The organism is Gallibacterium anatis DSM 16844 = F 149 (assembly GCF_000379785.1).
Taxonomy (GTDB): domain Bacteria; phylum Pseudomonadota; class Gammaproteobacteria; order Enterobacterales; family Pasteurellaceae; genus Gallibacterium; species Gallibacterium anatis.
Genome location: NZ_KB903678.1, coordinates 21,355 through 39,960 on the forward strand (window position 1 = coordinate 21,355; position 18,606 = coordinate 39,960).

Sequence of the window (18,606 nt, forward strand, 5' to 3'; positions counted from 1 at the left end):
GATGAATAAATTTTCTAACTATTGCTACTTAAGTAAAATCTGTATATCTAACAAATAGATATAAACCATTTGTTGCGCAACGAATATTGACGAAAGTTGTTGCTTAACGGGAATATCAATCACCATATCATCAGACAGACAAACAATCACCGTACTTCCGGCACTATTGGTTTTTATCGTCTGAATCGTTCCTTGTAAACAATATGGAATGCTGCTATTTGCTATCGGCTGTGGGCTTAAAACCAGATCACGCTGGCTAATCAAACATTTTACCGAGCAACCAACATCAATTTTCGATATGGTTGGAATCGCTAACGGTTGTTGAGCTAATTCTACACAAACAAGGTTCTCTTTATTCGCTGTCACTGTTGCCGGGAATAGCCACTGTTTTGCTTGTTCTCGTTGCCACTCTCTTAATACGCCACTATTCCAAATAGTTTCAATATCAGAAAACGCCGCCACTTTGCCGTTTTCTAATAACACCACACGATCCGCCAATGTTTTCAATTCATCCAAACTATGCGTAACATAAAGAATTGGAATATCAATTTCTTGCACTAATCGCTGCAAATAGCGCATTAACTCCTGTTTTCTCGGAATATCCAGTGCGGATAAAGGCTCATCCATCAATAATAATTTTGGTTCGGAAAGCAAGGCTCGACCAATAGCAACACGCTGTTTTTCACCTCCTGACAAGGTTATCGGATAACGATTTAAAAGTTGTGATAATCCTAATAACTCTACAATCGCATTAAACTTTTCTTTTGAAAAAGATTTCATACCGTAGGTTAAATTTCCTTTAACGCGATAATGAGGGAATAGACGCGCTTCCTGGAAAACGTAGCCGATATGACGTTGTTCAATGGGCAAATTAATCTGTTGTGCAATATCAACTAACCTATTGTTCTGCAAGCAAATATATCCCTGATCAATATGACTCAACCCCGCAATCATATTTAACACCGAAGATTTTCCGGCTCCGGAACGCCCGAACAACATTGTGATTCCCTGTGTCGGCAACTGCAGATCAACCTCTATCTGAATATCAGGAAACTGTTTTTTAATCCGTAATTCAAGCATAACGTTGCCCTAATTTTTTGTACATATAACGCGCCAACCATTCTGATAATGCTAATGAACTCAAGGATAACATTATGGAAAGTAAGCATAGTTTAAAGGCTTGATCCTCTGCTCCCGGTGTTTGAATAAAGGCATACATCGCTAATGGAATGGTTTGCGTTTGCCCAACGATATTGGAAACAAAGGTAATCGTTGCACCAAATTCGCCCAAAGAGCGCGCAAAGCCTAACACCATTCCAGCCAATACCCCCGGCAATGCCAATGGCAATGTAATGGTAAAAAATACACGTTTTGGTGAAGCTCCTAATGTTCTTGCCGTTAATTCTAAATGCGGATCAATATTCTCTAATGAGAGCCGAATTGAACGGACAACTAATGGAAATGCCACTACCGCTGAAGCTAACACCGCACCTCGCCAGCTAAAAGCGAACGATAAACCAAACCAATTAAACAGATATTGCCCAATGATGCCTTTTCTTCCCATTACCACCAACAATAAATAACCAATCACCACTGGTGGCAACACTAACGGCAAGTAGACCAAGCTATTAAGCAATGATTTACCCCAAAACTGTTTTCGTGCCAATAACCAAGCAATAAAAATTGCAAAAGGCAAACTCCATAGCATTGCATTCAGCGCCACTTCCAAACTTAGCCATAATGCTTTCACTTGTTGTGGCGTAAACATAAAATAGTTTAACCAATCCATACAGAATTTCCCTTCAAGCCATCACTTAGTTTCTTAGACCGACACCGCGTTTAATTAATTGATAAACAAAGCAATATAAGATTGCAATAAACAACGCCAACACACTGAAAGTGTAATGCAGCGACACATCGCTGATGCCTAAAAAGCCATAACGAAAACCGTTAATCATATAAACGATCGGGTTTAATTTAGATACCCATTGCCAAAATTCCGGTAATAACGAAATAGAATAAAAAACTCCGCCCAAATAAGTTAGCGGCGTTAAAACAAAAGTCGGAATGATAGAAGTATCATCAAATGAACGTGCAAACACCGCATTAATTAAACCGCCTAACGAGAATGTTGCCGTGGTCATCAACAAAATACAGAGAATAACGACCCAAGAATAGACATCAAAACGGACAAAAAAGAGGGAAACTAAGGTAACCAAAAAACCAACAAAAATGCCTCTTGCCATGCCGCCGGAAATATAACCTAAAATGATGATATGTGGTGAAGTAGGCGATACCAATAACTCCTCAACGTTACGTGCAAATTTTGTACTATAAAAAGATGAAGCGACATTTGCGAATGAATTGGTGATTGCCGACATCATAATTAATCCCGGAACAATAAATTGCATATAACTTACGCCATTCATTTCACCGATCCGCCCACCGATTAATTTTCCGAAAATCACAAAATAGAGCATCATCGTGATCACCGGCGGCACTAAAGTCTGTACCCAAATACGCATAAATCGTTGAATTTCTTTGCGTAAAATGGTTTTATAGGCAACCCAAGACAGTGACGACATTTATACTTCCTCCTGTTTTGCTTTATCCGCATCTGATTTATTTAACGCCATACTGACGAACAACTCTTCTAATCGATTTGCCTTATTACGCATACTTAACACCGTAATATCCTGTTTTTCCAGTTCAAGAAAGAGTCCGTTTAATCCCTGTTCACGATGTACTTCCACCTCTAACGTGACAGGATCGACAATTTTCACGGCATAATCACTTAATTTCACCTCAGATACGCTATGCGCAAGATCCAAAATGAACGTTTCCGTTTCCAATTTTGATAACAGAGATTTCATCGAGGTATTTACCACTAATCTCCCTTGCTGAATAATGCCAATATTTCGGCACAGCATTTCCGCCTCTTCTAAATAGTGCGTAGTTAAAATAATCGTGGTTCCCTGTTGATTCAGTTCTTGTAAAAATTGCCACATAGTACGGCGTAATTCGATATCCACACCGGCAGTCGGCTCATCCAAAATTAATAGACGAGGTTTATGCATCAAGGCACGAGCAATCATTAAACGGCGTTTCATACCGCCGGATAACTGCATCGATTTTTGATAACGCTTATCCCATAAATCCAGTTTTTTCAGCCAAATTTCCGCCCTTTTTAAAGCTTCCTGACGAGGCACACCGTAATAACCGGCTTGATTAGTCAAAATATCAATCACTTTCTCAAAATTATTGAAATTAAATTCTTGAGGTACAACGCCCAGCTGTTTTTTCAACTCACTCTGTTGAGTATCTAAATCATAACCGAACACTTTTACTTGACCACTCGTCTTATTGACCAAAGAACTGATAATACCAATTGTGGTAGATTTTCCGGCACCGTTATGCCCGAGCAGTGCATAAAAATCACCCTCTTTTACAGTAAGATCAATACCGTGCAAGGCTTTAAAACCATTGCGGTATGATTTTGTTAATTGCTTAATTTCTAATGCAAACATTAATGATCCTTCAATTATTTTCTTTTGTTGATGAAAATGTCATAGGCAGGTAGGATTTTATCGGTATAATGCAAAATGCTCGACAATAATAACATATCTTCAAGATTAAGGTGTAACAATGAAGAAAATCGAACAGCTGTTTGCCAACAATTTCAAATGGGCAACAGAAATGAAAGAGCAACACGCAGATTACTTTGCTCAACTTGCCGAACATCAAAAACCGACTTACCTTTGGATTGGCTGCTCCGATAGCCGCGTTCCTGCCGAAAAACTAACAAATTTAGGTCCTGGAGAACTGTTTGTACATCGCAATGTCGGCAATCAAGTTATCCATACTGATCTGAACTGTCTGTCCGTAGTGCAATATGCCGTTGATGTACTCGATATTGAGCATATCATTATTTGCGGTCATACCAATTGTGGCGGCATTCACGCCGCAATCAGCAACCAAGAACTCGGTCTAATTAATAACTGGCTGCTACATATTCGAGACATTTGGTTCAAACATAGCCATCTATTAGGTAAATTATCACCGGAACAGCGTGCGGATGTTTTAACCAGAATTAATGTTGCCGAACAGGTGTATAACTTGGGGATGTCCTCTATCGTACGTTCCGCCTGGAATCGTGGTAAAAAACTCTCACTCCACGGTTGGGTTTACGATGTCAGTGATGGTTTTCTCATCGATCAAGGTGTAATCGCGACTAGTCGAGAAACACTGGAGATCACTTACCGCCAAGCTATTGCCAAATTGCTCTTAGAATATGTGGATCAACCACAATCAGTAACAGACGCCAAACTTAAATAAACAGCCTTAAATCTTGTCGACATCAAATTCGGCAAGATTAATTGCTAACGGTCGTTGATAAAATTCTGCCAATGCAAGGCGAAGTTTTTCCGCTCTTTTCGGCAACCCTTTCTCCACATAAGCACAAACTTGTTTATACACCGCTTGCTTAAATGGTTTTGTATCACCGGGATTACCATTCAAATTATCAGCACTGGCAAAATAACGAAAACCTGCCGCATTGGCTAAAATCCATTCCAGAGCTTGTGGTTTCACCTCCACTTTTTCAAATTCCCGCTGTTGAGCTTCACTACGACCATCTGGCTCATACCAATAACCAAAATCTTCTAATTCTCTGCGCGCTTTGCCAGCAACCAGCCAATGAGCTATTTCGTGTAAACCGCTGCTATAAAATCCGCGAGCAAAATAGATTGCGTGATAAGGTCGCTCCTCCGTTGCCGGCAAATAGACAGGTTCATCCCCACCTTTTTCTAATTTTGTATTATATTCTGCATAAAAACAGCGATTAAAAATCGCCATTAGATCTTCTATTTTATGATCCATTATCTTTTCCCTAAAAAATAATTAATGCCTTAATTACACTAATTAAGGCATTAACCAACGTAGCAATTTAATTGATTATTTTAAATTTTGTAACGCTTCAATACGTTTTTCTAATGGCGGATGGCTCATAAATAAACTTGCCAACCCGCTTCTTTTACCATTGATAGCGAATGCTGCCAACTGACCGTTAAGCTCTTCCGGCTCGTGAATTGATTGCAAACGACGCAATGCTGCGATCATTTTCTCTTTTCCTACAAGATGAGCCGATCCGGCATCTGCATGAAACTCACGATAACGTGAGAACCACATTGCAATAATGCTGGCTAAGAAACCAAATACAATTTCTAATACCATTGATACCAGAAAGTAGATACCTGAATTTGAGCTACTTTCTTCATCACTGCTACGGCTTTGTGCCGCTACACTGGCAATTAAACGCGAGAGGAAAATAACAAACGTATTTAACACGCCTTGCAACAATGTCATTGTTACCATATCGCCGTTACCGATGTGACTCACTTCGTGTGCCAATACTGCTTCCGCTTCATCTCTTGTCATACTGTTTAATAATCCGGTGCTTACTGCAACCAAAGAATTGTTTTTACTTGCGCCGGTGGCAAACGCATTCACATCCGCAGAGTGATAAATCGCCACTTCCGGCATCGGTAAACCCAATTTTTCAGTCTGTTGCTTAACCGTATTCACCAACCAACGTTCTGTTTCATTTTGTGGATTGACAATCACTTCAGCGCCAACAGAGCGTTTCGCCATTGTTTTTGATAAAAACAACGAAATTAATGAACCGCTGAAGCCAAATAATGCTGCAAAAATTAACAAACCTGTCGCCTCTTGGGCGCGAATGCCCGTAAGCGTTAGAATAATATTAAACACAAATAAAACGGCCATATTTGTGATTAAAAACAAGACAATACGCATCATATCCGATTTTCTCCTTTTCATAATGCTTCTGTGCAAATTGTGCTTTTATATAGCATTTCTTTATCAATTTTCAAGAGTTTAAAAAATTTTTTATTCAAAATTAATCCCAAAGACTCATTTGCTGTTGTTGATGAGGCGGTGGCAAATGAAGATGAAGACCGATTAAACGCACTTTTCGTCCTCGACTTCGTTGCCATGCAATTTCCAACAGTTGCTGAAAACTCCAAAATTCACATATCAATCCGCTTTTTTCCACTGTTGTAATTTGAAAATCAGAAAATTTCAGTTTTACACCCAACTTAAAAGACTGCGCCGAAATACTGACAGAATAACGCTGCAAGCGCCCTAACAACTGTTGATATAATTTTTCAACTATCGACAAACTTTGTGATAATTCCGCCAAATCAATTAAAAGTGTTTCCTCAACTCCGATTGATTTACGCTCTCTATGCGGTTGTACTTGTCTTGTGTCATTAGCGTGGCTGAATTGCCAAATCCGCTCTCCCATTTTTCCTAGCTGATCATACAATATATGCCATGGAAAACGGCGCACATCCTCACAAGTTATTAGCCCCATTGATGATAACTTTTCTGTTACTACCTTTCCTACACCGGGAATTTTCGATAACGTTAAATTTTTGACAAATTCATCCACTTCACCGGGTGAAATCACAAACATTCCGTTCGGTTTATTTTTCTCGGAAGCAATTTTGGCTAAAAATTTTAAAGGTGCAACACCGGCTGAAGCTGTTAAATGGAGTTCCGTTTCAATATCTTGTCTAATAGCTTGTGCAATCCAAGTTGCCGAACCGGAATAGGCGTTAGATGCGGTTACATCCAAATAAGCTTCGTCCAATGAAAGCGGTTCAATAATATCAGTATAGCGTTGAAAAATTTGATGTAATTGCCGTGACACCTCTTTATATAGCGGCATATTCACCGGTAATAAAATTAAATCAGGACAACGCCTCAATGCCTGTGCACTGGACATTGCACTATGCAACCCATAACGCCTTGCAATATAGTTACACGTCGCTAAAACACCGCGTTGTTGGGGCAAACCGCCAACGGCGACCGGCTGATTAGCTAAGGCTGGATTATCTCGAATTTCTATTGCCGCATAAAAACAATCCATATCAATATGAATAATTTTTTGCACTGTCATTATGTTGTCTGATTAAGTTAAAAGGATAGAATATTCTACACAAATACTGTATAAAAATACAGTATTTATTACTTAATGTCTCTCGCAAAAATCGATTAACACGCTTTTATGACTAATAATCCAGCAACTATGCAAAATATAATTTTCATTGCTTGACTTACCACTTTGAAATCCGTATTATTCACAGCGCTGAAAACAAGCTATCCTGCGGAGGAATGGTCGAGTGGTTGAAGGCACCGGTCTTGAAAACCGGCGAGGATTTACGTCCTCCAAGAGTTCGAATCTCTTTTCCTCCGCCATCTCATTCTTAAGAAACCGTAAGTTTGAAAAATAACTTACGGTTTTTTGTTTTTATCCTTTATGTTAACCTTTCCGTCGCGCTTATTTAATCGTTCTCGATGTCAACAACGATCTAAATGAAATGCTACAAAGCCCCCCTCACTTAAATACAGTGCTTTCTAACATTTTCTATGGCAAGTCACAAAAGATAGTAAAATATTGAATAAAATTATGAAGATAATAAAAAGACTAAACACTATTTCAATCTAAAACGGCCTCGACTGTAACGTGTTTTCAGCAATGCGGCATTGGCATTCAATGTTGGTTGTGTTGTTGTCGCCACCTGTAGTGAATGTTGCATAGTATGTGCGTGGGTAATTGCAATCGCTAATGCATCGGCAGCATCTGCTTGTGGGGATGCGGACAAATGCAAAATTCTGGTGACCATATGTTGCACTTGCTTTTTATCCGCTGAACCAATGCCAACAACCGTTTGTTTTACTAATCTGGCGGCATATTCAAATACAGGCAAATTCTGATTTGTTGCAGCCACAATCGCCACACCTCTCGCCTGCCCCAGCTTTAATGCTGAATCAGCATTCTTTGCCATAAAAACCTGTTCAATGGATAACATATCCGGTTGAAATTGCGTAATAATTTCCGTTACGCCGCTATAAATCCGTTGTAATCGGCTCGGCAGATCATCCACAGCGGTACGAATCACACCGCTGCCCAAATAGGTCAGTTGTTTACCCTGTTGTTTAATCACACCATATCCGGTTAAGCGAGAACCGGGGTCAATACCAAGAATAATTGCCATAACAGAAAAAATAAAAAAATAGGGCGAATACGCCCTATTTTTAAAAGTTAAATTATTCTAAAGTTGCTGCGACTTCATCGCTCATATCACCATTGTGATAAACGTTCTGTACATCATCACAATCTTCTAACATATCAACTAAACGCATTAATTTTGGCGCAGTTTCCACATCCAATTCTGCAGTAGTTGACGGAATCATTGTCACTTCAGCTTCATCGATTTTGAAACCTGCCTGTTCTAAAGCGTCGCGCACTGAGCCCAACTCTTCCCAAGCAGTATAAATTTCAAAGCTGCCGTCATCTTGAGGCTGAACATCATCCGCACCCGCCTCAATTGCCGCTTCCATCAATGCATCTTCATCCGCTTCATTAATTAAGATTAAGCCTTTACGAGTAAATAAATAGGCTACCGAACCATCTGTTCCCAAGTTACCGCCGGATTTGGTAAAGGCGTGACGCACTTCAGAAACGGTACGTTTGCGATTGTCTGTTAAGCACTCAACGATAATTGCTGTACCACCCGGGCCGTAACCTTCATAAACGATAGATTCCATATTGGTATCGTCGCCACCGCCGGCACCACGTTGAATTGCACGATTAATAGTATCGCGAGTCATATTATTTGATAATGCTTTATCCACTGCTGTACGTAAACGTGGATTTGACCCCACATCCGCACCGCCTAATTTAGCAGCGGTAACCAACTCACGAATTAATTTAGTAAAAATTTTACCGCGTTGTGCATCTTGTGCCGCTTTACGGTGTTTAATATTAGCCCATTTACTATGACCAGCCATGAAAAATCCTCTTTAGTTTTCAATAGGTTGATGTATTACAAATTTCTCTATCGCTTGCGCGTTGTTCCAAGATTTCGTCATCTTAACCGCTTCGTCCGCTTCAACCCAACGATAAGCCAAATGTTCACTTAATATCACATTCTGCTCTTCATTCAACGGCAAAGTAAACCAATATTCGTGACAATGCGTTACATTAGGGGCGTAACGTTGCCGAAATTGGGCAAAGATTTCAAAATCAACTTCATAATGGCAATCATTTAATTTAAACGGAAGTTTGGAAATATCCAATTGCAACTCTTCAAATACTTCTCGTTGAGCAGCTTGTAATGGAGTTTCTCCCGGTTCCAAACTGCCTGATACTGATTGCCAAAAATCCTGATCGTCTTTACGTTGCAGCATTAAGACACGTTTTGTGGTGCGACAATATACCACAACTAAAACCGATTCAGGGTGTTTATATTTCATCATTTACTCAGAAATAATCGTTTTAGTGGTGTTAAATAAATATTCCGGCTTAACAATATCCGTTAACCTTGAATAAGGAATTAACAATTGGATTTCGCCTTCCGCAAAACTGCCTAACATATAAGGCAAATAATCCAATAATAAGCCGTTATAAACGAATGCGAAGTTATCTGTCGGTTCTGCAATCCAGCCTCTATCTTCTCTTTCTAGAAGACGTTGCTCCGCTTTTGCTTGATCCGGTTCAGACTCCACCACAGAAATATATTCAAGATAGGCTTCTCGCAATAACTCGGCAAATTCTCGTTTTTTTCCCGGTAACAAAATATCGTCCAAATCTAATAATTTTTTCGTTTTTAAATCAAAATTATAAAAACTTGTACCGTAAATACCGTGAGCACCGCCGGTAAAGGCATAATAATAAGTTACAAACATTGCCAATTGATTATTTTGCGCAAGAAACCGCGGTTTATATTCTAATGAGTAGCCTACAGGCATCACATCGTCATTATCAAAGAGGCGTTCAACATTTGCGATAAATTCCTTTTTCAGTTTATCAACCGGCAATTTATCCCATTGCGCCTGCTTTTCTTTAATTTCTCGATTAGAAAGCGTATAACTATCAAATTTTAATAGTGAACGTGCAGCCTTTTGAAAGTAAGGATCAATCCAATCAATATTGGTTTTTAGTGTATAGAGATCCATCTGATAACAACGTTCACGATCCTCTTTCTGTCGTATACACTTTTGTGTCTGTAAGAAAATTTCCGGCTGTGCGGTTACCATTGGCACTGAAACCGCATCTGCCGAAGTATTCGGCATTTCCGCCGCATTAATTTCTTCACAGACAAATAGGGCTAAGCCGGTCATTCCCAACAAGCCCCATTTAATTATGTTCATTATCTCCCCTTTGTTAATCTTTCGCTTTAACCACTTGGATTGATAATTCCTGCAACGCTGCCGGATTTGCTACGCTTGGTGCTTCAGTCATCAAGCAGGCTGCGGCAGTTGTTTTAGGGAAAGCAATGACATCACGAATATTTTCCGTACCGGTCAACAACATTGTCAAACGGTCAAGACCGAATGCCAAACCGGCGTGCGGCGGTGTACCGTATTTCAAGGCATCAAGCAAGAAGCCGAATTTTTCATATTGTTCCTGTTCATTAATACCAAGAATACGGAAAACGGTCTGTTGCATTTTTTGGTCAAAAATACGAACGGAACCACCGCCCACTTCATAACCATTAATCACCATATCATACGCATTGGCAACTGCATCAACCGGCGATTTTTCCAATTCTTCAGGAGTAACATGTGCCGGGGAAGTGAATGGATGGTGCATTGCTGCCAAACCGCCTTCGCCGTCATCTTCAAACATTGGGAAATCAATCACCCATAAAGGTGCCCATTGATCTAATTGAGTTAAGCCACAATCACGTCCTAATTTCAAACGTAATGCTCCCATCGCATCGGTAACCACTTTGTAACTATCCGCGCCGAAGAAAATAATATCACCGCTTTGTGCTTGTAAACGTTCAAGCAACGCTGCAACAACCTCTGCGGATAAGAATTTAGCAATCGGACTTTGAACGCCGTCAATACCTGCATTAACATCATTGACTTTCATCCACGCCAAACCTTTCGCACCATAAATAGTGACAAATTGAGTATATTCATCGATCTGTTTACGAGTAATATGCGAGCCGTTCGGTACGCGAATTGCTGCAATACGACCTTTAGCATCATTTGCCGGACCACTGAATACTTTGAAATCAACTTCTTTTAATAAATCAGCAACATCCACCATTTCCAACGGATTACGCAAATCCGGTTTATCAGAACCGAAACGACGCATCGCTTCCGCATAAGTCATAATTGGGAATTTGCCTAAATCAACACCCAAAATTTCCAACCATAAACCGTGAATCATCTCTTCCATAATGGCACGCACTTCCGGTGCAGTAAGGAATGAAGTTTCCACATCGATCTGGGTAAATTCAGGCTGACGATCAGCACGCAAATCCTCGTCACGGAAACATTTTACAATTTGGTAATAACGATCAAAGCCGGACATCATTAATAGCTGTTTAAACAACTGCGGAGATTGTGGCAACGCATAGAATTTACCTTTATGTACACGGCTTGGTACAAGATAATCACGCGCACCTTCCGGAGTTGCTTTAGTTAACATTGGCGTTTCAATATCTAAGAAACCGTGGCTATCCATAAAACGACGCACGTAGCTGGTAATTTTGGCACGTGTTTTTAAACGTTGCGCCATCTCCGGACGGCGTAAATCCAAATAACGATATTTAAGACGCTGCTCTTCTGTATTATTTTGATTGAAATCTAGCGGTAAAACTTCAGAAGCGTTATAAATTAAAACATCCGTTGCAGAAACTTCCACTTCACCGGTTGCCATATTTTTATTGATTTGGTTTTCCGGACGGGCAATAACTTGTCCTTTAATTTGAATACAGTATTCGCTGCGTAAATTTGCAGCTTTTTCAAAGGCCTGTTGATTTTTAGGATCGATAAAAACCTGTACAATTCCTTCACGATCACGCATATCGATAAAAATTAAACCGCCTAAATCACGACGACGATGAACCCAACCACTAAGAGTAACTTCCTGACCGATATGGCTGCGATTTAACGCACCGCAATAATGTGAACGCATCATAAAATAAATCCTTGTTGTATAAATTAGCTAAAATAATTTGACTCGGCGATTATAGCGAAAATTAGCCTTACTTTGAATTGGAAAATGGACTGTTTACGCTTTAATTGCAAGCATTGAACCAAAGTTAAAACATTGGAACCACATTTCAATATGATTAAAACCTATATGCTGCAAAAGTTCCTTTTGATGTTCAATGCTGTCGGTCTTCATCACATTTTCCAATGCGGTACGTTTCTGGCTGACCTCCAATTCGCTATAACCATTGGCGCGCTTAAATTCATGGTGTAAATCAATCAAAAGATCGTTCACCGCATTATCTTCAAAACGATATTTTTCTGATAACACCAAAATTCCACCTGGATTTAATCCTTGATAAATTTTTCTGAGTAATGCTGCCCTATCTTCCGGCGGAATAAATTGCAATGTGAAGTTCAACACAACCATTGAAGCATTCTGAATGTCTACTGTACGAATATCGTCACAAAAAATTTCAACCGGCACCTCGCTATGGTAAGCGGCTAAATGTTGTCGACAGCGTTGTACCATAGCTTCAGAATTATCAATACCAATAATTTTAACGCCATCACAATGAACGTTACGGCGTATAGATAATGTTGCTGCACCACGAGAACACCCCAGATCATAAACCTGTGTTTGCGGTTGCACAAAACGAGCCGCCAACATTCCAATTGCCGTAATAATATTAGAATATCCCGGAATTGAACGTTGAATCATATCAGGAAAAACTTCAGCGACACGCTCATCAAAAGTAAAATCACCCAATTTTTCAATAGGTGCGGAAAAAATTGTATCTTTAGACATATGGATAAATAGGAAAGTAAACTTTTTAACTCAAAAATATAATGGGGGAAATTGGGGTAGGTCGCGGAACGACCCACCCTATAAAATTTATTCGACTTTGAAAATCCAACCTTCCGGTGCTTCAATATCGCCGAATTGAATGCCGGTCAATTCTTTATAAAGTTTTTGGGTAACCGGACCAACTTCAGTTTCAGAATAGAACACGTGGAAATCATCACCATACTGAATACCGCCAATCGGGCTAATCACGGCAGCAGTACCACACGCGCCTGCTTCAGTAAACTGATCCAACTGATTAATATAAACATCGCCTTCAATTGCTTTTAAGCCCAAACGTTTTTCCGCAAGATAAAGCAATGAATATTTAGTAATACTAGGCAAAATAGATGGTGAATACGGTGTAATAAATTCATTATTTTTTGTGATACCAAAAAAGTTAGCGGAACCCACTTCTTCAATCTTAGTATGTGTGGCCGGATCAAGGTAAATACAGTCACTAAAATTACGTTCGTGAGCGTGTTCTCCCGGAAGCAAACTCGCCGCATAGTTTCCACCTACTTTTGCGGCACCGGTACCTTGTGGCGCAGCACGGTCATAATCAGAAACAATAAAGTTTGTCGGTTTTAAGCCGCCTTTGAAATAAGCACCTACCGGGCAACAGAACACGGTAAAAATATACTCTTTCGCCGGATGCACGCCGATATTTTCGCCAACGCCAATCAATAATGGGCGCAAATAAAGTGTCGCTCCGGTACCATAAGGCGCCACCCATTCTTCATTAGCTTTAACGACCTGTTTACAGGCATCAATAAACATTTCTACCGGCACGTGCGGCATTAACAGACGATCACAGCTGCGTTGCATACGTTTTGCATTTTCATCCGGACGGAATAGATTAATTGAACCGTCTTTGCAGCGATAGGCTTTTAACCCTTCAAAACATTGCTGACCATAATGCAATGCCGGCGAACCTTCGTGCAGAACAAGTTGATTATCTTTGGTCAATTCACCTTTTGACCATTTGCCATCTTTCCAATGTGCAATGTAGCGATAATCGGTTTTGATATAACTAAAACCCAAATTTTTCCAGTCAATATCTTTCATAATTCTTCCTTAATTTGTTGTGTCCTAAAAAATAAATATTAATCTACACCATAATAACGGCTTTGCAAGCACTTCCAGCAGAGAGTGAGTTTTTTATAAGCAAAAACAAAAAAGTGCGACTTTTATCAGCCGCACTTTTTATTATCAAGCGTTAAGGAGAACCTTATTTAACAAAATTTTCACCTAATTCAATATCTGCCTTCAATGTTGGCAACATTGCTTCAACTGCCGCTTTTTCAAATGCGCTCAATGGGCCGATCGGTAATAAGGCTTCAACCCCTTCTTTACCTAAACGGACAGGTTGTGCGAAGAAACGTGCATATTCACCGTTACCTTCAACATAAGTGCATTCAACCACTTTTTCACCATTTAATGCACGCACAAGTGATAATGCGAAACGTGCTGCTGCTTGAGCCATAGACAAGGTTGCAGAACCGCCACCCGCTTTTGCATTAACAACTTCTGTACCGGCGTTTTGGATACGTTTTGTTAATGGTTCAATTTCTTCTTCTTTCCATTCAACATAATGAACTTGAGATAATAATGGAAGAATGGTTACGCCTGAGTGACCGCCGATAACCGGAACTTGTACTTTGCTGACATCAACATTTTTCAATTCAGCCACGAAAGTTTCTGAACGAAGGGTATCCAAAGTAGTCACACCGAAAAGTTTACGTTTGTCATAAACACCGGCTTTTTTCAACACTTCCGCAGCAATCGCCACAGTGGTATTTACCGGGTTAGTAATAATACCGATACAAGCTTTCGGACAAGTTGCAGCCACTTTTTCGATTAAGTTTTTCACGATACCGGCATTGATATTGAACAAGTCGGAACGATCCATACCAGGTTTACGTGCTACACCTGCTGAAATCAACACAACATCCGCACCTTCAAGCGCAGGAGTCGGATCTTCACCGGCAAAACCTTTAACAGTAACCGCTGTCGGAATATGGCTTACATCAACCGCCACACCCGGAGTAACCGGAGCGATATCATATAACGCCAAATCAGAACCTGCCGGTAATTGTAATTTCAATAATAAAGATAATGCTTGACCAATTCCGCCTGCCGCACCTAAAACAGCAACTTTCATTTGTATACTCCTTAATGGTTAGATAAATAATTAATGAAGAAATTCTATGCCTACTGTAACAAATTTTCAAACAAATAAATTCAATATTGAGAGCTATGCCACATTTTCTAACAAAAGTTTGATTTATTTTCAGAAAACTCACCACTTGGCTATTTTTATGCAGTATAATTGCAATTTAATCTTCATTTCTGCATTTTTATGCAAAATTTATGCAATTCTTATCTTGGTTACTATGGAAAATAAACAAGAAAAATTACTTTCAGCATTTAAATCTTTATTAGCAGAAGAAAAATTCAGTTCGCAAGGTGAAATTGTCAACGCTTTAACCGATATGGGCTTTAAAAATATTAATCAATCCAAGGTTTCAAGAATGTTGGCAAAATTTGGCGCAGTGCGAACCAGAAATACAAAAATGGAAATGGTCTATTGTCTGCCAAATGAGTTAAGCGTGCCGACAACTTCCAGCCCATTAAAAAATTTAGTACTGGATATTGATCACAATAACCACCTTATTGTGATTAAAACCAGTCCGGGTGCGGCGCAATTAATTGCGCGTTTATTAGATTCCGTCAGTAAAGCGGAAGGTATTTTAGGGACGATTGCCGGTGATGATACTATTTTCGTCTCACCGACAAGAGATATTCAAATTGATCAACTTATAGAGAATATTCAAGCATTATTCAACGATTCTCTATAATTTCACAAAGGGGGAAGAGTATGAATATACTAATCACAGGCGGTACAGGTTTTATCGGTCGGGCAGTATTGAAACAGCTCGAAAGTGAAGGAAATCAAATTACGCTTATTTCTCGCTCGCCGGAAATATATCGTACTCAATTTTCTGCCAAAACAACTATTCTTTCCTCTTTATCTTCTTTCGAGAATTTAGATGAATTCGATGTGGTAATTAACCTTGCCGGTGAACCGATTTTTGATAAACGTTGGGATGAAGCGCAAAAACAATGTTTGTTAGATAGCCGTGTACATATTACACAGCAACTGGTTGAGTTGATTAATCGCAGCAACCAACCACCGCACACTTTTATTTCTGGGTCTGCCACCGGTTATTACGGTCATAATGATCAAATTACACTCACTGAAAAAATGCCGGCTGCCGATGATTTTCAAGGGCAGCTCTGCAAGCAATGGGAAGATACCGCTTTACAGGCAAATACTCGAGTCTGTTTATTACGCACCGGCTTAGTATTAGGCAGTTACGGCGGTATGTTAGCGAAAATTCTGCCGTTATATAGCCACTGGCTTGGCGGTAAATTAGGCAACGGCCAACAGATTTGGTCTTGGATCAGTCTGCCGGATATGGTCAATGCGATTATTTTTCTATTAAAAAACCCTCAGTGCAGCGGTGCTTTTAATTTAGTTTCACCTAATCCGGTCAGCAATCAAGAATTCAATAAAACGTTAGCAAAACTGATGAAGCGTATTGCTATCTGCCACGTTCCTGCGTGGTTATTACGCTTAATTTTGGGTGAACGCGCTTCACTATTGCTGAATTGTCAGAAAGTTTATCCGGAAAAACTGCTAAAAGCCGGTTTTCAATTCACGCTGCCGACCTTAGCGGATGCCTTAAACAAAATTCTGAAAAACTGATTGTTTAAATATTGGTAATCACTGAAATAGCTTGCGGGAGGATCAAATCTCCCGTACTATCGCTACATCTTTTTGTTTTCATCTCTTTTATTCAAATCGAAAACAAATCTTTTAATCTTTTTCAATGCATTAAAACACTGTAATGACTAACAATAACAAAATAAGGATAATGTATGACAGAACAAACTTTTATTTTAGGCAAAGATGCCGCTTTGGAAGATTCCATTGCCAACTTCCAACAAAAATTAAAAAATCTCGGTTTCAATATTGAAGAGGCCTCTTGGCTTAATCCGGTGCCTAATGTCTGGTCGGTACACATTCGTGATAAAGAGTGTCCGCAATGCTTTTCCAATGGCAAAGGTGCCAGCAAAAAAGCAGCTCTTGCATCCGCTTTAGGTGAATATTTTGAACGTCTTTCCACCAACTACTTTTTCTCTGATTACTATTTAGGCAAGAAAATTGCCAACGGTGAATTTGTTCATTATCCGAATGAAAAATGGTTCCCGATTGAAGATCCGGAATTACTGCCAAACGGCATTCTGGATAATCAATTATTGGATTATTTTGATCCGAATCAGGAATTAACTCCGGATCTCTTGGTCGATATTCAATCCGGCAACGATGAACGCGGCATTGTAGCATTGCCTTATGTGCGTCAATCCGATCAAAAAACAATCTATATTCCACAAGCAATCATCAATAATCTCTATGTGTCTAACGGAATGTCCGCCGGTAACACACAGAATGAAGCGCGTGTACAAGGGCTATCTGAAGTTTTTGAACGTTATGTAAAAAATAAAATTATCGCCGAAGCAATCAGTTTGCCGCAAATTCCAAAACAGGTGTTGGATCAATACCCATCTGTGCAAGCCTCTATTGCTAAATTAGAAGAAGAGGGCTTCCCTATTTACGCATTTGATGCTTCATTAGGTGGACAATATCCGGTTATCTGTGTAGTGTTGCTCAACCCGAATAACGGCACTTGCTTTGCCTCTTTCGGTGCGCATCCAAATTTTGCAGTCGCATTGGAACGTACTGTTACCGAATTACTACAAGGCAGAAGTTTAAAAGATCTTGATGTCTTTTCACCGCCGTCATTCAATAATGAAGATGTTGCCGATCACGCCAACTTGGAAACACATTTTATTGATTCCAGCGGTTTAATCTCTTGGGATTTATTCAAACAACAAAGTGACTATGAATTCGTTCATTGGGATTTTTCCGGCACCACCGCTGAAGAGTATAAAAATTTGATGGCGCTGTTCCGCCGTGAAAATAAAGAGGTCTATATTATGGATTATCAGCATCTCGGTGTTTACGCTTGTCGTATTATCGTGCCGGGAATGTCTGATATTTATCCGGCTGATGACTTAATTTATGCCAATAACAATATGGGAATGGATTGGCGTGAAATTATATTGGATCTACCACATTTCCATCACGATCAGGAAACTTATCAAGAATTATTGGCAGAATTGGACGAACAAGCAATCGATGATGCAGTGCGTGTGCGTGAATTTATTGGTATCGTTGCGCCAAAAAACAGTGGCTGGCAGACATTACGTATCGGTGAATTAAAATCGATGCTTTATCTTGCCTTGGGTGATCTGGAAAACGCATTGGAATGGGCAACTTGGACATACCAAATGAACAGCTCTATTTTTAGAGCTGAACAAGCTAACTATTACCGCACTTTAATTAACAGCCTTGAGTTATTTTTAGATGAAAATCGTGATCCGGCACAATATCGTGAGGTATTTAACCGGATGTATGGTGAAAAAGCGGTTGATTTTGCTTGGAATGCGATTAATGGCGGCAATCCGTTCTTTTTATTACCAGCTAGCGATGAAACATTATCTAATTTTAATGAACATCAAAAATTATTACAGGCATATGAAAAACTACAAAAAGCAAAAAAAGCATTCTATTAATTAACATATCAGGTGTGCTTAAG

General features: G+C 39.6%; 19 protein-coding genes and 1 tRNA gene. 5 read left to right on the top strand and 15 right to left on the bottom strand.

Going from position 1 to position 18,606, the window contains the following annotated elements; genetic code table 11:
• Nucleotides 1-24: 24 nt before the first annotated feature.
• From modC to A3EO_RS0102610, 4 genes are read right to left on the bottom strand one after another with little or no spacing between them, the layout of a single operon-like run.
• Entirely contained in the window at nucleotides 25-1,080 is a 1,056-nt protein-coding gene (gene modC / locus A3EO_RS0102595) for a molybdenum ABC transporter ATP-binding protein (RefSeq protein WP_018345868.1), read from the bottom strand.
• Nucleotides 1,073-1,789, bottom strand: a complete 717-nt coding sequence (gene modB / locus A3EO_RS0102600; RefSeq protein WP_018345869.1) for a molybdate ABC transporter permease subunit — start codon at nucleotides 1,787-1,789, stop codon at nucleotides 1,073-1,075. Before modB ends, modC begins: the two co-directional genes overlap by 8 nt.
• A 25-nt stretch (nucleotides 1,790-1,814) precedes the next feature.
• Nucleotides 1,815-2,585 carry an ABC transporter permease gene (locus A3EO_RS0102605; RefSeq protein ID WP_013745083.1) on the bottom strand — a complete coding sequence of 257 codons (771 nt, stop codon included), beginning with the start codon at nucleotides 2,583-2,585 and terminating at the stop codon, nucleotides 1,815-1,817.
• Nucleotides 2,586-3,527: an ABC transporter ATP-binding protein gene (locus A3EO_RS0102610; RefSeq protein ID WP_018345870.1), complete on the bottom strand. Its 942-nt coding sequence runs from the start codon at nucleotides 3,525-3,527 to the stop codon at nucleotides 2,586-2,588.
• A gap of 118 nt (nucleotides 3,528-3,645) precedes the next feature.
• Between A3EO_RS0102610 and can the strand changes: the two genes are divergently transcribed.
• Nucleotides 3,646-4,335: a carbonate dehydratase gene (gene can, locus A3EO_RS0102615; protein WP_013745085.1), complete on the top strand. Its 690-nt coding sequence runs from the start codon at nucleotides 3,646-3,648 to the stop codon at nucleotides 4,333-4,335.
• A gap of 6 nt (nucleotides 4,336-4,341) precedes the next feature.
• Here can and A3EO_RS0102620 read toward each other — a convergent pair whose 3' ends face one another.
• The 3 genes from A3EO_RS0102620 to dinB form a co-directional block, all read right to left on the bottom strand.
• Complete coding sequence (locus A3EO_RS0102620) at nucleotides 4,342-4,878, bottom strand: elongation factor P hydroxylase (RefSeq protein WP_018345871.1); 537 nt, start codon at nucleotides 4,876-4,878, stop codon at nucleotides 4,342-4,344.
• Nucleotides 4,879-4,953: 75 nt separating this feature from the next.
• Entirely contained in the window at nucleotides 4,954-5,817 is an 864-nt protein-coding gene (htpX, locus tag A3EO_RS0102625; protein WP_013745087.1) for a protease HtpX, read from the bottom strand.
• 100 nt (nucleotides 5,818-5,917) lie between these two features.
• Nucleotides 5,918-6,982 (bottom strand): DNA polymerase IV, encoded by a 1,065-nt coding sequence (dinB, locus tag A3EO_RS0102630; RefSeq protein WP_018345872.1) that lies wholly within the window; start codon nucleotides 6,980-6,982, stop codon nucleotides 5,918-5,920.
• Between the two features lie 209 nt (nucleotides 6,983-7,191).
• Between dinB and A3EO_RS0102635 the strand changes: the two genes are divergently transcribed.
• Nucleotides 7,192-7,281 (top strand) — tRNA-Ser (locus A3EO_RS0102635).
• A gap of 236 nt (nucleotides 7,282-7,517) precedes the next feature.
• On the opposite strand, the gene ruvC is transcribed toward A3EO_RS0102635, so the two are convergent.
• From ruvC to mdh, 8 genes are all read right to left on the bottom strand, one after another.
• A complete protein-coding gene (ruvC, locus tag A3EO_RS0102640) occupies nucleotides 7,518-8,081 on the bottom strand; it encodes a crossover junction endodeoxyribonuclease RuvC (protein WP_018345873.1) in 564 nt (187 codons plus the stop codon).
• A gap of 52 nt (nucleotides 8,082-8,133) precedes the next feature.
• A complete protein-coding gene (locus A3EO_RS0102645; protein ID WP_018345874.1) occupies nucleotides 8,134-8,877 on the bottom strand; it encodes a YebC/PmpR family DNA-binding transcriptional regulator in 744 nt (247 codons plus the stop codon).
• 12 nt (nucleotides 8,878-8,889) lie between these two features.
• Nucleotides 8,890-9,342: a dihydroneopterin triphosphate diphosphatase gene (gene nudB, locus A3EO_RS0102650; RefSeq protein ID WP_018345875.1), complete on the bottom strand. Its 453-nt coding sequence runs from the start codon at nucleotides 9,340-9,342 to the stop codon at nucleotides 8,890-8,892.
• 3 nt (nucleotides 9,343-9,345) lie between these two features.
• Nucleotides 9,346-10,239, bottom strand: a complete 894-nt coding sequence (locus A3EO_RS0102655; RefSeq protein WP_018345876.1) for a DUF3298 domain-containing protein — start codon at nucleotides 10,237-10,239, stop codon at nucleotides 9,346-9,348.
• 13 nt (nucleotides 10,240-10,252) lie between these two features.
• Nucleotides 10,253-12,022: an aspartate--tRNA ligase gene (gene aspS, locus A3EO_RS0102660; protein ID WP_018345877.1), complete on the bottom strand. Its 1,770-nt coding sequence runs from the start codon at nucleotides 12,020-12,022 to the stop codon at nucleotides 10,253-10,255.
• A gap of 93 nt (nucleotides 12,023-12,115) precedes the next feature.
• Entirely contained in the window at nucleotides 12,116-12,844 is a 729-nt protein-coding gene (gene cmoA / locus A3EO_RS0102665) for a carboxy-S-adenosyl-L-methionine synthase CmoA (RefSeq protein WP_018345878.1), read from the bottom strand.
• A gap of 87 nt (nucleotides 12,845-12,931) precedes the next feature.
• A complete protein-coding gene (locus A3EO_RS0102670; RefSeq protein ID WP_013745095.1) occupies nucleotides 12,932-13,948 on the bottom strand; it encodes a branched-chain amino acid aminotransferase in 1,017 nt (338 codons plus the stop codon).
• Nucleotides 13,949-14,111: 163 nt separating this feature from the next.
• The gene (mdh, locus tag A3EO_RS0102675) at nucleotides 14,112-15,044 is read right to left on the bottom strand and encodes a malate dehydrogenase (RefSeq protein WP_018345879.1); all 933 of its coding nucleotides are present in this window, start codon (nucleotides 15,042-15,044) and stop codon (nucleotides 14,112-14,114) included.
• Nucleotides 15,045-15,276: 232 nt separating this feature from the next.
• On the opposite strand from mdh, the gene argR reads away from it, so the two are divergent.
• From argR to ycaO, 3 genes are all read left to right on the top strand, one after another.
• Complete coding sequence (argR, locus tag A3EO_RS0102680; RefSeq protein WP_031205037.1) at nucleotides 15,277-15,741, top strand: transcriptional regulator ArgR; 465 nt, start codon at nucleotides 15,277-15,279, stop codon at nucleotides 15,739-15,741.
• Nucleotides 15,742-15,761: 20 nt separating this feature from the next.
• Nucleotides 15,762-16,652, top strand: a complete 891-nt coding sequence (locus tag A3EO_RS0102685) for a TIGR01777 family oxidoreductase (protein ID WP_018345880.1) — start codon at nucleotides 15,762-15,764, stop codon at nucleotides 16,650-16,652.
• 173 nt (nucleotides 16,653-16,825) lie between these two features.
• Complete coding sequence (gene ycaO / locus A3EO_RS0102690; RefSeq protein ID WP_018345881.1) at nucleotides 16,826-18,583, top strand: 30S ribosomal protein S12 methylthiotransferase accessory factor YcaO; 1,758 nt, start codon at nucleotides 16,826-16,828, stop codon at nucleotides 18,581-18,583.
• Nucleotides 18,584-18,606 lie beyond the last annotated feature (23 nt).